Consider the following 16,140-nt stretch of genomic DNA (forward strand, 5'->3'; position numbering starts at 1 on the left):
CCAATCAGCGACCAGAGGAAGGCGTCGATGAAACCCCCGCCGATACCGCGCACTGCCCTGCTGGCCCTTGCCTCCCTGCTCACCGTCACGCTCGTCGGCGCTCCGGTCGCCGTGAACCCCGCCGCCGCGGGCCCCCGGCCGTCCGACGGCGCCACACTCGCGATCGGCGGCGCGACCCAGTGGCGTGCCGAACCCACCGCCGAGGCGCTGCTGAAGGCCGGCGGCAACTCCGCCCGAGCCGAGCAGTTCTACTTCGTCCTGCCGGACCGGTTCGCCAACGGAGACCCCCGCAACGACCGGGGCGGCCTCACCGGCGACCGGCTGCGGACCGGCCTCGACCCGACCGACAAGGGCTTCTACCACGGCGGCGACCTCAAGGGCGTCATCGACAAGTTGGACTACATCCAGGGGATGGGCACCACTGCCATCTGGCTCGCCCCGATCTTCAAGAACCGGCCGGTGCAGGGAGCCGGCAACGACATCTCGGCCGGCTACCACGGTTACTGGATCACCGACTTCACCCAGGTGGACCCGCACTTCGGCACCATGGAAGAGATGAAGCGACTGGTCAAACTCGCCCACCAGCGCGGCCTCAAGATCTACCTCGACGTGATCGTCAACCACACCGCCGACGTGATCAAGTACGCCGAGGACAAGTACGCGTACGTGGACAAGGCGACAGCGCCGTACACCGACGCGCAGGGCCGGGCGTTCGAGGACCGCAACTACGCCGACGGCTCCCGGGCGTTCCCGCCGGTCGACAAGGAGTCCTTCCCGTACACGCCGACGTTCGCCGAACCGAAGGACGCGAGCGTCAAGGTCCCGGCCTGGCTGAACGACGCCACCATGTACCACAACCGGGGTGACTCCACCTTCGCCGGCGAGAACAGCGAGTACGGCGACTTCTTCGGCCTCGACGACCTGTGGACCGAGCGTCCCGAGGTGGTCCGGGGCCTGACCAAGGCGTACGGGGACTGGATCGGCGCGACCGGCGTCGACGGCTTCCGACTGGACACCGTGAAGCACGTCAACATGGACTTCTGGCCGCAGTTCAGCCAGGGCATCGAGCGGGCCGCGGAGAAGGCCGGCAAGAAGGACTTCTTCATGTTCGGCGAGGTGTACAGCGCCGACCCGGAGATCAGCTCCAGCTACGTCCGCCAGGGTGGCCTGCCGGCCACCCTCGACTTCGCCTTCCAGGAGGCCGCGCGGGGCTTCACCGCCGGCGCCGGCTCCGCGAAGGCGCTCGCCGACGTGTACGCCCGCGACGACCTCTACGCGGCCCGGGACACCGACGCGGGCCGGTTGACCACCTTCCTCGGCAACCACGACATGGGCCGGATCGGATCGTTCATCGCCGGTGGTGGCAGCGACCCGGCCAGCCACCTGCGTCGTGACCAGCTCGCGCACCAGTTGATGTTCCTGACCCGTGGTCAGCCGGTGGTCTACTCCGGCGACGAACAGGGCTTCACCGGCCCGGGTGGGGACAAGGACGCCCGCCAGGACATGTTCGCGTCGAAGGTTCCCGACTACCTCGACGACGACCTGCTCGGCACCGACCGCACGCACTCCAGCGACCAGTTCGACCCGACCCACCCGCTGTACCGGACCATCGCCGACCTGGGCCGGCTGCGCCAGGCCCATCCGGCGTTGCGCGACGGCGTGCAGGTCACCCGGTACGCGGCCGACGGGCCGGGCGTCTTCGCCGCCTCCCGGATCGCCCCTGCCGACCGCACCGAGTACGTGGTGGCCGTGAACAACGCCGACACCGCGCAGACTGTCACAGTGGACACCTGGTCGGCCGGCGCCACCTTCACCGGCATCTACGGCGGCTCGGGCGACGCGAAGGCCAGCGGTGACGGCGAACTGACCCTGACCGTGGCGCCGCTGTCGGCGGCGGTGTACCGGGCCGGCAAACCCATCGCACCAGCGGCCGACAAGCCGACCATCACCATCACCAGCCCGGTTCCGGACGCGGCGGTCGCCACCCGCGCGGCGGTCACCGCCCGGGTGACCGGCGACCCGCTGGCGACCGTCACCGTCGCGGCGCGGGTGGCCGGCGGCCGGTGGACGCTGCTGGGCAGCGCCGACCACGCCCCGTACACAGTGCAGCACGACCTGACCGGCCTGGCCGGCGGCACCCGTGTCGAGTACAAGGCGGTGGTCCGCGACGGCCGGGGCCGTACCGCCACCGCCCGGTCCACCGCCGCCGTGGGGACCCCGGCGCAGGGCAGCTCCCGGGAATGGGCGGTGGTGCACTACCAGCGCCCGGCCGGGGGGTACGACGACTGGGGGCTGTACGCCTGGGGAGACATCGACCCCGCGTACGTCACCGAGTGGCCGAAGGGGCAGCCGTTCGCCGGGGAGGACTCCTACGGCCGGTTCGCCTGGGTGAAACTCAAGCCGGGCGCGACGTCGGTGAACTTCCTGGTTGTCGACAAGGCTGGCACCAAGGACGTCGCCCAGGACCGCAGCATCGACGTCACCGAGACCGGCGAGATCTGGCTCAAGCAGGGCGACCCGGCGATCTACCCGAGCAGGCAGGCGGCCGTCGGTGAACCGGAGCCGCCGGTCGAGGAGGGCACCGCCGTGCTCCACTACCGGCGGGCCGACGGCAACTACGACGGCTGGGGCCTGCACGTGTGGGACGGTGCGGCCAACCCGACCGAGTGGTCCGCGCCGCTGAAGCCCACAAGGACTGACGCGTTCGGGGCGGTGTTCCGGGTGCCGCTGGCGGCCGGCGCCACCGGCCTGAACTACATCATCCACCAGGGCGACACCAAGGACCTGCCCGACGACCAGCGGCTCGACTTCGCCAGCGCCGGCCGGGAGGTGTGGCTGCTCGCCGCCACGCCGGGGCGCCTGCTGCCGTCGACGGCCACCACCGCCAGCGGAGACACCGACATCGCCAAGCAGAAGGCGCACTGGATCGACCGGTCCACAGTCGCCTGGCAGACCCCGCCGACCGACGGCAAGACGTACGCGCTGGTCACCGCCCCCACCGGCGGGGTCAGCGTGGTCGACGGCGAGCTGACCGGCACGTACACCACGTTGCCGCTGCGGGCGCAGCGCAACGGGCTCACCGAGGCCCAACGCGACAGGTTCCCGCACCTGTGGTCGTACCGTAGCTTCGCCCTGGACCGGGCGGACCTGGCCAAGGTCCCGGCGGCGTTGCGGGGGCAGCTGCTGGTCACCGAGCGCGACGCCGAGGGTGCGCTGCTCGCCGCGACCGGCGTGCAGATCCCCGGCGTGCTCGACGACGTCTACTCCCGGGCGACCGACGCCACCCTCGGGCCCACGTTCGCGGGGCGGACGCCGAGCCTCGCGCTGTGGGCGCCGACCGCCCACAGCGTGCGCCTGCACCTGTTCGACTCGCCCACCGCCGCACCGAAGACGGTGCCGATGCGCCGCGACGACCGCACCGGCGTCTGGTCGGTGCGCGGCGACCACACCTGGACCGGCAAGTTCTACCGGTACGAGGTGCGGGCGTGGCAGCCGGCGGCGCAGAAGGTGGTCACCGCGTCGGTGACCGACCCGTACTCGGTGGCCCTCGCCGCGGACTCCACGCACAGCCAGCTCGTCGACCTGAACGATCCGGCGCTGGCACCCCCCGGGTGGCGCACGCTGCGCAAACCGGCACCGGTGCCGGCCGCGAAGGCGCAGATCACCGAGCTGTCCGTGCGGGACTTCTCCATCGCCGACGACACGGTGTCGGCCGAGCGGCGGGGGACCTTCCTCGCGTTCACCGATCCGAAGACCGCCGGCATGACCCACCTGCGGGCGCTCGGCGACGCCGGGGTCACCCACCTGCACCTGCTGCCGGCATTCGACTTCGCGACGATCCCGGAGAAGCGGGCCGACCAGCGCGAGCCGGCCTGCGACCTGGCGGCGCTGCCGCCGGACTCGGCCGAGCAGCAGAGGTGCGTGGCGGCGGTCGCCGAAACCGACGGCTACAACTGGGGGTACGACCCGCTGCACTACACGGTGCCCGAGGGCGGTTACGCCGTCGACCCGGTCGGCGCGGCGCGGACCACCGAGTTCCGGCGCATGGTCGCCGGGGTGAACGACGCCGGGCTGCGGGTGGTCATGGACGTGGTCTACAACCACACGTCGGCGGCCGGCACCGACGCGAAGTCGGTGCTCGACCAGATCGTGCCCGGCTATTACCACCGGCTGCTGGAGGACGGCACCGTGGCCAACTCCACCTGCTGCGCCAACACCGCCCCGGAGCACGCCATGATGGGCAAACTGGTGGTCGACTCGCTGGTCACCTGGGCCCGGCAGTACAAGGTGGACGGCTTCCGCTTCGACCTGATGGGCCACCACCCGAAGGCGAACATCCTGGCCGTCCGGGCGGCACTGGACCGGCTCACCGTCGCCCGCGACGGCGTCGACGGCAAGGCGATCATGCTCTACGGCGAGGGCTGGAACTTCGGCGAGGTTGCCAACGACGCCCGTTTCGTCCAGGCCACCCAGGCCAACATGGCCGGCACCGGCATCGGCACCTTCAACGACCGGCTGCGCGACGCGGTGCGTGGCGGCGGACCGTTCGACGCCAACCCCCGGGTGCAGGGTTTCGCCTCCGGGCTCTACACCGACCCGAACGGCGACGCGGTCAACGGGTCACCGGCCGAGCAGAAGGCCCGGCTCCTGCACGCCCACGACCTGATCAAGGTGGGGCTCACCGGCAACCTGCGCGGCTACCGGTTCACCGACACCGCCGGGCGTGAGGTCACCGGGGCGCAGGTGGACTACAACGGCTCCCCGGCCGGCTACACCGCCGCGCCGGGCGAGGCCGTCACCTACGCCGACGCGCACGACAACGAGATCCTGTACGACGCGCTGGCGTACAAACTGCCGCAGGCCACGACGGCGGCGGACCGCTCACGGATGCAGGTGCTTGCGCTGGGCACCGTGGTGTTGGGACAGGGCACCGGGTTCGTCACCGCCGGCACCGAGCGGCTGCGGTCGAAGTCGTTGGACCGCAACTCGTACAACTCCGGTGACTGGTTCAACCAGATCCGCTGGGGCTGTGAACGGGGCAACGGGTTCGGCGCCGGTCTGCCGCCCACGCCCGACAACGAGGACAAGTGGTCGTACGCGAAGCCGCTGCTGGCCGACCCGGCGCTGGTGCCGGACTGCGCGGCGATCAACACGACCGACGCCCGGTACGCCGAGTTGCTGCGCATCCGGGCGTCGTCGCCGGTGTTCGGGCTGGCCACCGCCGAGCAGGTACAGCGGAGGGTGGCGTTCCCGCTGTCCGGCGCGCAGGAGACGCCGGGTGTGCTGACCATGACCCTGGACGCCGGTGGGCTGGGCGGGCCGTGGAAGTCGCTGACCGTCGTCTTCAACAGCACCCCGTCGGCGGCCGACCAGACGGTGACCGGACTGCGCGGAGCGGACGTGGCACCGCACCCGGTGCTTGTCGACTCGGCCGACCCGGTGTTGCGTACCGCCTCGTTCGACCCGGCGGCCGGCACGTTCACGGTACCGGCGCGCAGCGTGGCGGTCTTCGTCCAGAAGTGACATGAACCGGCCCCCCTCCGCGTCTCGCGGAAGGGGGCCGGTCCGTTGTGCTGGTGCTACGTGATCGATCAGGCGAAGCAGTTGTCGATCGTGCCGCCCGGGATGGCCAGGCAGTTGGTCGGACGGTTCGCGGTGATGGCGGACTTGTCGTCCACGTTCACGTCTCCGAAGAAGCTGAAGACACCGCCCGGCTCGAAGGTGGAGAAGTTGTGGGCGACCTTCGTCTTCGACAGGTTGACCTCGCCGAAGATGTTGAAGATGCCGCCGCCGACCCCGATCGGGCCCACGGCCCGGTTGCCGACAACCTCGCTGTCGCGCAGCGTGGTGATGCTGCCGGCGTTGAAGAGCCCGCCGCCGAAGAAGCCGGCGGTGTTGTCCTTGATGCTGCTCTTCTCGAAGGTGGCCACGCTGTCGAAGGCGATGGCCACACCGCCACCGACACCGGCGGTGCTGTTGCGCTCCACAGTGACGTGGTGCAGGTTCAGCTGGCTGTCCGCCGCAGCGATACCGCCACCGGCGAGAACCGCGGTGTTCGAGACGAACTTGGTCTCGTACGCCGTGGTGTTGCCCTCGATGTCGAGGTAACCGCCACCGAAGCCGAGCGTCTCGTTGTCGGTGATCTCGGCCTTCTTGAGCTCGACCGTTCCGCCGTTGACGTCGTCGGTGAAGATCTCCGCGGCACCGTTGGAGATACCGCCACCACCGATGACGGCGGTGTTGTCCTTGATCTTCGACTCCTCGACCTTGAGCAGCCCGGCGTTGAAGACGCCGCCACCGAAGAAGAAGGCGGTGTTACGGGTGACGGTGCTGTGCCAGATCTTCGTGGTGCCGAAGTTGGCCACACCACCACCGTTGCCGCCCGACTGGTTCAGGACGACCTCGGACTCCAGGATCTCGGCGGTGCCACCCGGCTGAACCAGGATTCCGGCGCCGTCGTTCTCCTCCGGCTGCTCGACGAGCGGCGTGACGACGCCCGGCGTGGCCTTCGGGGTGACCTTCGGCGCGGCCTTCAGGCCCGCCTTCGGGTTGGCCTGCCGCGCGGTGAGCGCCTGGGCCAACGGGGTGCCCGCCTTCACCTGCGCGGCGAGCGCCTCGGAGTCCGAGTAGGCAGCCCAGACCGCGGCCGGCTCCACGCCGTTCTCCAGTTCGAGGGTCTGCCCGCCCTTGATGGTCAGGCCCTTGATGGTGAGGTGACCACCGGCGCCGACGTTGAGGATGCGGAAGTAGTCCGCCGTGGCTTCCCGAGAGATCGTGGTGTGCTCGCCCTTGAGCGTGATCCGTTCGGTGATGACCGGCAGGCCGTTGCCCTCGTAGTCGTTGCGGGTCAGGTTGTAGGTGCAGCCCTTGGCCAGCTCCAGCACACCGCCGTGCTTGTTGTTGGCGAACACGATCGCCTGAATCAGCTTGTCGGTGTCGCAGGGCACCTCCTTCCCGCGCTCGTGGTCCTTGTCCCGGTCCTTGTCGTCCCGGTTCTTGTCCTTGTCCCAGTCGCGTCCCTCGTCACCCCGCTGGTCGCCGTCCTTGCTGACCTGCGCGGTGTTCCAGTTCAAGCCGACCGCTCCGGCGCTGCCCGCGACGCCCACCGCCGCGAGACTGATCACGCCCGTCAAACCGGCCACGCCACTGGCGAGCCAGAGCTTGCGGCGGCTCTTGGCCGTCGCCCGCCCGGAGGCTTCGTTGTTCGTTAGGTAGTTGGACATCGGAGCTCTCTGCCCTCTCCTCGTACCAGACAGGGTCGCCGCCGTCAGACGGGCGTCCCCTGCTACAAATCGGTTGTAGCTCCCAAAACCACCGTATGAGAAGGTTCCTCGCCTCGCGGGCTTATCCGAGAGAAGCCCACATTCGGTTCATGTTGCCCCCAGCGGGGGCCGGACCGACACAGGGCCACCCAAGCCGGCCTGCACGCTCCTGACCTGCCCAAATGGGTACGCCCCTCCGAGCCGGTCACGGCTCGGAAGGGCGCGCCCTCTTCTATGTGGTTCAGCCCCACCCGATCAGGCGAAGCAGTCCAAAACGTTGAAGCAGTTGGTCGGGCGATTGGCGGTGACGGCGGACTCGTCGTCCAGCGTCACTTGGCCGCCGAGGCTGTTGAAGATGCCCCCCGGCTCAAGGGTGGAGAAGTTGTGCGCCACCTTCGTCCGCTGGAGCGTGACCTCGCTGCCCTCGGTGTTGAGGATGCCGCCGCCACGGCCGAACGGACCGACGGCCCGGTTGCCCACCACCTCGCTGTCGCGCAGCGTGGTGACGCTGTCGTCGTTGAAGAGGCCGGCGCCGGAGAAGCCGGCGGTGTTGTCGTTGATCCTGCTGTTCTCGACCGTCGCGACGCTGTCGAAGGTCACCGCCAGGCCGCCACCATCGCGAGCGGCGCTGTTCTTGACCACCGTGGCGTCCTTGAGGGTGAGCTGGCTGTCCGCCACCGCGACGCCACCACCGTCGAGCACCGCGGTGTTGTCACTGACCGTCGTCTGGTGCAACGTCGTGGTGCCCTCGACATCCAGGACGCCGCCGCCGAAGCCGAGTGTCTCGTTGTCGGTGATCTCGCTCTTGTAGACCCAGACCGAGCCGCCGTCGACGTCCTCGGTGAAGATGTCGGCAGCGCCGTTGGAGATGCCACCGCCGCCGATGATCCCGGTGTTGTCCTTGATCTTCGACTCGTCGACCTGGAGTACGCCGGCGTTGAAGATGCCGCCGCCGAAGAAGAAGGCGGTGTTGTGCGCAACCGTTGTCTTGCTGAGCCTGGTGCTGCCGAAGTTGGCCAGCCCGCCGCCGTTGCCACCGGACTGGTTGTAGAGCAACTCGCTGTCCAGGATCTCCGCGCGACCACCGGGCTGCACCAGCACCCCGGCGCCGTCAGTGAACCCAGGCTGCTCGACCAGCGGCACTACCGCCGTACCGGCACCCACCGGCTTCGCCGCTGCGGCTACCGGCTTGGCGGCTGCCGGCGTGGCGGCGGCGGCCTTGGTGGCCGTCGGCGCGGCCTTGGTCGCTGCCGCCGGGGCCTTGGCTGGTGCTGCTTTGGCGGTGGCCTTGGCGGGCGCTGCCTTGTTTGGCGCCGCCTTGGCGCTGGCCTCGACGGCGGGCTTGGCGACCGGCTTGGCAGCGGTAGCTGCGGGCTTCGTTGCTGCTGCCGCTGCCGGCTTGGCGCCGGGTGTGGTCGCGGCCGCCGGCTTGGCCACTGTCGAGTACGGCGCCCAGACCGTCGCCGGGTCGGCGGTCATCGGGAACTGAAGGGTCTGGCCACCCCTGATGCTCAGGCCCTTGAGAGTGAGGTGCCCGCCCGCGCCGACGTTGAGGATGCGGAAGTAGTCGGCAGTGGCTTCGCGGCCGATGGTGGTGTGCTCACCCTTGAGGGTGATGTGCTCGGTGATCACCGGGAGGCCGTTGCCCTCCTGGTTGCGGGTCAGGGTGTAGGTGCATCCCCTGGCCAGTTCCAGCACGCCGCCGTCCTCGTTGTTGGCGAACGTGATCGCCTGGATCAGCTTGTCGGTGTCGCACGGGACCTGTTTCGTGCGGTCCTTCTCGTCGTGCTTGCCGTCCTTGCGGTCCTTGCCATCCTTGCCGGAGTGGTCGTCGAAGCCGCTCCAGTCGTCGCCGCTCCACTCGTCGTCCTGACCGCCGTCGTCCTTTGCGCCGCCCTTGTCCGCGCCGCCGTCGTCGCTGACGTTCTGTCGGTTGGTCGACGGCTGCGCGTCCGACACCTGGTCGGACTTCGGCTTGTCGTCCCGAGCGGCGACGCCGCCGAGAGCCGCCAGGCCGACCACGCCGGTCAGCCCGGCCACGCCGGCGACCCAGAGCGCCCGCCTTCGCCGTGTTGGCGGAGCTGTCGAGGCCCCGCCGTCGGTACTCGTTACGTCGTTGGACATCAGAGCCTTCCGCCCTTTCCTGCTACCAGACGGGATCGCACCGCCCGAGGCGCCACGACCAGCTACAAATGGGTTGTAGCCTCTGATCCACACCGTATGAGAACCATCTTCGCGATGCGGACTTATCCGAGACAACCACGCATTCGGCGCAGGTCAGGTGAGGGCGGCCAACCGGTCCGGGCCGGTGGAAAGGGTCCGTGCAGCGCAGGTACCGATCGCTGCCGGCCCCCGGGTGGATCACAACAGAAACCCCTGGCCGCCAGCCCTCAAGAAGGGGCGGGCGGGCCAGGGGTGGACGGGCCAGGGGCGGGGGATTGATCCACCAGCCCCTGCAGACAGCCGGCTCAGCCGGGCAGGCGGGGGCCGGCTTCGCGCTGCTCGGCCAGCCAGGTCTCCACCTCGTCGGAGGTGCGGGGCAGCCCAGCCGACAGGTTGACCGCGCCGGTCGCGGTGACCAGCACGTCGTCCTCGATCCGAATGCCCACACCGCGCAGCTCGGCGGGGACCAGCTCGTCCTCCGGCTGGAAGTACAGACCAGGCTCGACGGTGAGCACGTAGCCCTCGCCCAGCGCGCCGTCGCGGTACGTCTCCTTACGGGCGTTGGAGCAGTCGTGCACGTCGATGCCGAGCATGTGGCCGAAGCCGTGCAGCGTCCACCGCCGGTAGACGGTCGACTTCTCGTCCATCGCCTCGTCCACGCTCACCGGCAGCAGACCCAGCTCGGACAGGCCCTCGGCGAGCACCCGCATGCAGGTCAGGTGGACGTCCTTGAACTTCACCCCGGGACGGATGGCCTCGATCCCGGCCTGCTGCGAGGCGTACACGATGTCGTAGACCTGGCGTTGTAGCGCGGTGAACCGGCCACTCACCGGCAGGACCCGGGTGACGTCGGCGGTGTAGAGGTTGCGGCCCTCGACACCCATGTCCATCAGCAGCAGGTCACCCGGTCGGGTGGCGCCGTGGTTGTGCACCCAGTGCAGGATCGTGGCGTGCTCGCCGGCACCGACGATCGAGCCGTACCCGACGTCGTTGCCGTCGTGGCGGGCCCGCAGCGCGAAGACGCCCTCCAGCAGCCGCTCGGAGACCGCCCGGTCGGCCGGCAGGATCCGGGCGACGTCCTCGAAGCCACGTACTGTGGCGTCGATCGCGTCCTGGAGTTGGCCGATCTCCCACTCGTCCTTGACCAGCTTCATCTCCGAGATGGCGATGGCCAGCTCACGGTCCCGGGCCGGCTGGCCCTCGGTGCGGGGCCCGTCGTAGGAGCGGACGGCGGCGTCCACCTGGGCGTCGAAACCGCGCAACACCCGGGTACGCCCCGGAGCCAGGTCGGCGAGCGTCGCCTCCAGACCGGTCAGGTCGGCGGTGGGCAGGCCCAGCTCGGTCGACTTCTCGCCGAGGGTGTGCCGCCGGCCCACCCACAACTCGCCGTTGCGGCTGCGGAAGAACTCGTCGGTCTCCCGGGAGGACCGGGGCCGCATGTACAGCGTCGCGTCGTGCCCCGAGCCGTTCGGGCGCAGCACCAGGACGCTGTCGGCGTCGTGGTCGCCGGTCAGGTAGGCGAAGTCGCTGCCCGGCCGGAACGGGTAGTCGGTGTCGTTGGCCCGGACCTTCTCGGTGCCGGTGGGGATCACCAGCGTCTCGCCGGGGAAGGCCGCCGAGAGGGCCGCCCGCCGCTTGGCGTAGTTGGGCGTCTCCGGGCGGGGCGTCACGGGGAGCGCGGTGTCGCTCCAGCCCTGCCGCATGAAGGACAGGAACGCCTCCGGGAAGTCCGGATCGTGCGATTCCGTACCGTCCGTCGGCGTACCGTCGGTCTGTCCCTCGGTCATTGCGCCGCTCCCTCCGCTTCGTTGCTGGTCCCGACGGTACCGCGCGTCCGGTTGGCGGTAACGCCCCCTGTGAGTCGGGTGGATCGACGGACGGCTGCAAGGGCCGACAGCGCGCGTGGAAAGATGGCCACCATGTGCGGACTTCTGGCCTTCTTCAGCGCGAACGGCAACGCCGCAGCGCATCGCGACCACATCGCCGGAGCGTTGGAATGCCTGCACCACCGCGGCCCCGACGAGACAGGGGTCGAGGTGGTCGGCGACGCCTCCGGCCGGTACGCGGACGGCGTGTTCGCCCACAAGCGGCTGGCCATCATCGACGTCGCGTCGAGCCACGAGCCACTGCCCTACGCGAACGGCCGTTACCTGCTGACCTTCAACGGCGAGATCTACAACTACATCGAGCTGCGCGAGGAGTTGATCAGAAACTTCGGTGCCCAGTTCGCCACCGCCGGTGACGGCGAGGTGATCGTCGCGGGCTACCACTTCTGGGGTGAGCAGGTGCTCACCCGGCTGCGGGGCATGTTCGCCTTCGTCATCTGGGACCGGCAGGAACGCCGGGCGTTCGGTGCCCGCGACTACTTCGGCATCAAGCCGATGCACTACCTGGAGACCGCCGACGGCCTCTACCTGGCCTCGGAGAAGAAGGCGCTGCTGCCGTTCGCGCACAGCAACTACCAGGGCGACGCGGGCGTCGACACGGCGAACCTGAGCCACTACCTGACCCTGCAGTACGTCCCCGAGCCCGGCACCCTGCACAAGGGCATCAGCCGGATCGGCTCCGGGGAGTACCTGAACTGGACGCCGGGCGGGCGGATCGACGTACGCCGGTGGTACCGGCCGGTGTTCCGGCCGGCCCCGGTCGACGACGAGCAGAAGCTCTACCACGAGATCCGCGAGACGCTGCGGGAGAGCGTGCGCATGCACATGCGCTCCGACGTGCCGGTCGGCTCGTTCCTGTCCAGTGGCATCGACTCCACGGCGGTGGTGGCGCTGGCGCGGGAGTTCAACCCGAACATCCTCACCTTCACCGTCGGCTACGACGTGCCGGGTTACTCGGAGATCGACGTCGCCCAGGATTCGGCCCGGCACCTCGACGTCACCACGATCCCCACCAAGATCGGTCCGCAGGACATGATCGACGCGCTGCCGAAGATCGTCTGGCACCTGGACGACCCGGTGGCCGACCCGGCGCTGGTGCCGCTCTACTTCGTGGCCAAGAAGGCCGCCGAGCACGTCACCGTGGTGCTCTCCGGTGAGGGCGCGGACGAGTTCTTCGGCGGTTACACGATCTACCGGGAGCCGCTGTCGCTGGGCACCGTCAACGGTCTGCCCGGCGGTGTGCAGAAGGGGCTGCGCGCGGTCTCCAAGGCGATCCCGCAGGGGGTCAAGGGCAAGAGCTTCCTGGAGCGCGGCACCACCCCGATCGAGGAGCGCTACTACGGCAACGCCCGGATGTTCACCGAGGAGGAGAAGCAGCACCTGATGCGCCGCTACGACCCCTCGGTGCGCTACACGGACGTCACCGCCCCGATCTACGCCGAGTGCACAGAGCTCGACGACGTCACCAAGATGCAGTACGTCGACCTCTACACCTGGCTGCGCGGCGACATCCTGGTCAAGGCAGACCGGATCTCGATGTCGCACTCGCTGGAGGTGCGGGTGCCGTTCCTCGACCGGGAGGTCTTCGACGTCGCGGCGAAGATTCCGGTCGACCTGAAGTTGCCGCCGCGCTCCGACGCCACCAAGTACGCGATGCGTCAGGCGTTGCAGGGTGTCGTGCCGCCGGCCATCGTCAACCGCAAGAAGTTGGGCTTCCCGACCCCCACCCGGGTCTGGCTGCGTGGCGAGATGTACGAGTGGGCACGGCACGTGCTCAGCACCTCGGGCGCGGGTGACCTGCTCGACCTGTCGTACGCGCTGCGCCTGCTCGACGAGCACAAGCGGGAGGAGGCCGACCACTCCCGCAAGGTGTGGACGGTGCTGATCTTCTGCATCTGGCACGCGATCTTCGTGGCAAAGACCCTCGACCCGGGTATCCAGCGCAACCAGTCCGCCCTGCTCACGAAGCCGGTGGTCGGCTCCATGGTCCGCTGACCCCTGCCCCACCTGTTGACTCCTGCCCCACCTGCTGACCCCTGCCCCACCTGTTGATCAAGAGGTTTGCGTCATTCGGAGCGGTTCCGGTGACGCAAACCTCTTGATCATTTCAGGGTGGTGGTGGGGTGGTGGTCAGCGGCGGGCGCAGGTGACTGTGGGGAGCCCGTTGGTTCCTGTGGAACTCGCCAGGAAGCCGAACGTCGTGGTGCCATTCGGTGCGACTGTGCCGTTGTAGGCGACATTCGTCGCCGTCACCGTCGAGCCGGACGATGTCTGGGTGGCACCCCAGATCTGACTGATCGCCTGCCCGTTGGGCCAGGTCCAGCTCGCTGTCCAACCGGCGAACGGCGTACTGCCGTGGTTCATGATCGTGACCTCGCCCTGGAAACCGCCCTGCCAGGCGCTGGACACCTTGTAGGTGGCCATGCAGTCACCGCCGGACGGCGGCGGGGTGGTCGGGTCGGTCGGCGGATCCGTCGGGTCGGTCGGCGGATCGGTGGGGTCGGTCGGCGGATCGGTCGGCGTACCGCCCGGACCCACACCGGTGACCTGGCCGCTGCCGCCGTCGAAGGTCACGTCGGAGCAGCCGAAGAAGTTCTCCTGCGAGTCCGAGCGGACCCAGCGGGAGTAGATGATGTGCCGGCCACTCTTACCCGACGGCAGGTTGCCGCTGAAGTAGTAGTGCCCGTCGTTGCTGCCGACCGAGCCGCGCTGCGGCGGGTTGGTCACCGTCAGGAACGGCTCCTCCAGGTCACTCCAGGCCAGGGCCCGGGTCGGGCTCCAGCTGTTCTTCGTGACGTAGAAGTAGAACGTGCCCGGGTGGTGCGCCCAGTTGCTGTACTTGAAGTCCAGCCGCGCCCCGGCGGTCAGGTGGGTCAGCGGCCAGTCGGTGCGGGGCAGGTCGTAGCCGCGGAAACCGGTTGCGCCGCCGCTGCACAGTTGCCCGTCCGGGATGAAGCCGGTGGTCCGGCCACCGGCGTCGGAGCGCAGCACGCTGAACCAGTTGTACAGCGAGTTCGCCCCGCTCTGCGCCACGGCCGCGGAGCACGCGGGGTTGTTCGGCCTGATCTCACCGGTCTGGCTGCGGCCGTCCTGCCAACACAGGTAGGTGCGGCTGCCCGGCGTCATCGCCGCGCCGTGCGCGGCGGCCGGCTGAGGATTGGACGCCAGGGCGACAACGCCCAGCGCGAGGGTCATGGCCGCGGTGAGCAAGGCGGCCATACGGGAACGGTTCACGGGTTCTCCTGACTCGCGAGGGGCGCTGGCTGAGCCGCCCCGCCGCAATCGGGTGGGATGTGGCGTGATCGCCCCGCTGTCGTGAGCGGTGCGACGATCACGGCGACGTGCCCCGGCGGAAAACAGCCAGTGGACGTGCGCCGTCGACGGTCCTGTCCGGGACCGGTGCCCTCGCGTCTAACCAACCCGGCAACCGGGGGGCGCCCGCAGCCCTCGCACCGCCCGGTACGCGTCATCCCACCACGCCGCAGCGGCCGAGCGCAATAGTCGTTCCTCGATGCATGAGAAGACCCGCCGATCGCCGTTGAACGCCATATCCTGCGTACGGGGAGCGGGAACGGAGAGGCGGCAGTCGGTGCCGGACGTGTTCGACGAGGTGCACCGCCGGTGCCGCGACCGCGAGCCGGTCGCGCTGGCCACAGTGGTGGCCACCTGGCACTCCGCCCCGCAGCCACCCGGCACCGCCATGGTGGTCGCGACCGACGGCACTGTCATCGGCAGCGTCTCCGGCGGCTGCGTCGAGGCCGATCTCTACGAACGCGCCCGCCGTGTGCTCGACACCGGCCAACCCGAGCTGTGCCGCTACGGGATCAGCGACGACGACGCGTACACAGTGGGCCTGACCTGCGGCGGCATCCTCGACGTGTTCGTGGAGCGCGTCGACGCGAGCACCCTGCCGGCGCTGGACGCGGTCGCCGCCGCCCGCCGCAGCGGCCGACCGGCGGCGATCGTCACCTGCGTCGCCGCCGACGTCGGCACTTCTCCGGGCACCGGGCCGATCGACCCGGCCCGGCGGCTCGGCCGGCGGCTGGTGCTGACCGGCCAACGGTCCGTCGGTTCGCTCGGCGACGACCGGCTCGACGACGCGGCCAGCACCGACGCCCTCGGGCTGCTCGCCGCCGGGCGCAGCGGCATGCTCCGGTACGGGTACCACGGGCAGCGCCGGGGCGGCGGCGTCAGCCTCTTCGTGACCGCGTACGCCACCCCGCCCCGCATGATCGTCTTCGGGGCGATCGACTTCGCCGCCGCGGTGGCCCGGATCGGCGCGTTCCTCGGCTACCGGGTCACCGTCTGCGACGCCCGGCCGGTCTTCGCCACCGCGCGGCGCTTTCCCGAGGCGGACGAGGTCGTGGTGCAGTGGCCGCACCGCTACCTGCGTACCGAGTTGGCGGCCGATCGGCTCGACGAGCGGACGGTGCTGTGCGTGCTCACCCACGACCCCAGGTTCGACGTGCCGTTGCTGGAGCTTGCGCTGCGCCACCCGCTGGCGTACGTCGGTGCGATGGGTTCACGACGCACCCACGACGAGCGACACAAGCTGCTGAGCGAGGCGGGGCTCAGCCCGGCGCAGCTCGCCCGGCTCGCCTCCCCGATCGGGTTGGATCTCGGTGGTCGTACCCCCGAGGAGACCGCCGTGAGTGTGGCCGCGCAGATCGTCGCGGCCCGGTGGGGCGGCACCGGACGCCCCCTCGCGGTACTCGACGGGCCGATCCATCAGCCGGGGTAGCGCGCACGTCGGTGCGTGGCCTTCGGTGCCCATCGGGCCGTGCGCTGTGCCAGCCTGGTGCCACGGCGACCGGCTCGGCGAGCGGCGG

7 protein-coding genes are annotated in these 16,140 nt (G+C 69.9%); 3 read left to right on the forward strand and 4 right to left on the reverse strand.

Features of this window, described 5'->3' with window-relative positions:
• Positions 1-27: 27 nt before the first annotated feature.
• Positions 28-5,523 carry a pullulanase-type alpha-1,6-glucosidase gene (gene pulA / locus ABZ794_RS30085; protein WP_357518741.1) on the forward strand — a complete coding sequence of 1,832 codons (5,496 nt, stop codon included), beginning with the start codon at positions 28-30 and terminating at the stop codon, positions 5,521-5,523.
• Between the two features lie 68 nt (positions 5,524-5,591).
• Here pulA and ABZ794_RS30090 read toward each other — a convergent pair whose 3' ends face one another.
• The 3 genes from ABZ794_RS30090 to ABZ794_RS30100 form a co-directional block, all read right to left on the reverse strand.
• The gene (locus ABZ794_RS30090) at positions 5,592-7,223 is read right to left on the reverse strand and encodes a hypothetical protein (protein ID WP_238688201.1); all 1,632 of its coding nucleotides are present in this window, start codon (positions 7,221-7,223) and stop codon (positions 5,592-5,594) included.
• 294 nt (positions 7,224-7,517) lie between these two features.
• Positions 7,518-9,386, reverse strand: a complete 1,869-nt coding sequence (locus tag ABZ794_RS30095) for a right-handed parallel beta-helix repeat-containing protein (protein ID WP_238688202.1) — start codon at positions 9,384-9,386, stop codon at positions 7,518-7,520.
• Between the two features lie 344 nt (positions 9,387-9,730).
• Positions 9,731-11,212: an aminopeptidase P family protein gene (locus ABZ794_RS30100; RefSeq protein WP_210786422.1), complete on the reverse strand. Its 1,482-nt coding sequence runs from the start codon at positions 11,210-11,212 to the stop codon at positions 9,731-9,733.
• A gap of 132 nt (positions 11,213-11,344) precedes the next feature.
• Here ABZ794_RS30100 and asnB point away from each other — a divergent pair, with 132 nt between their 5' ends.
• Entirely contained in the window at positions 11,345-13,306 is a 1,962-nt protein-coding gene (gene asnB, locus ABZ794_RS30105; protein ID WP_091405235.1) for an asparagine synthase (glutamine-hydrolyzing), read from the forward strand.
• A 135-nt stretch (positions 13,307-13,441) separates the two neighbouring features.
• Here asnB and ABZ794_RS30110 read toward each other — a convergent pair whose 3' ends face one another.
• Positions 13,442-14,530: a lytic polysaccharide monooxygenase gene (locus ABZ794_RS30110; protein ID WP_210786435.1), complete on the reverse strand. Its 1,089-nt coding sequence runs from the start codon at positions 14,528-14,530 to the stop codon at positions 13,442-13,444.
• Positions 14,531-14,900: 370 nt separating this feature from the next.
• Here ABZ794_RS30110 and ABZ794_RS30115 point away from each other — a divergent pair, with 370 nt between their 5' ends.
• Positions 14,901-16,052, forward strand: a complete 1,152-nt coding sequence (locus tag ABZ794_RS30115; protein WP_357518744.1) for an XdhC family protein — start codon at positions 14,901-14,903, stop codon at positions 16,050-16,052.
• Positions 16,053-16,140 lie beyond the last annotated feature (88 nt).

This window comes from Micromonospora sp. NPDC047187, from assembly GCF_040643355.1.
Taxonomy (GTDB): domain Bacteria; phylum Actinomycetota; class Actinomycetes; order Mycobacteriales; family Micromonosporaceae; genus Micromonospora; species Micromonospora salmantinae.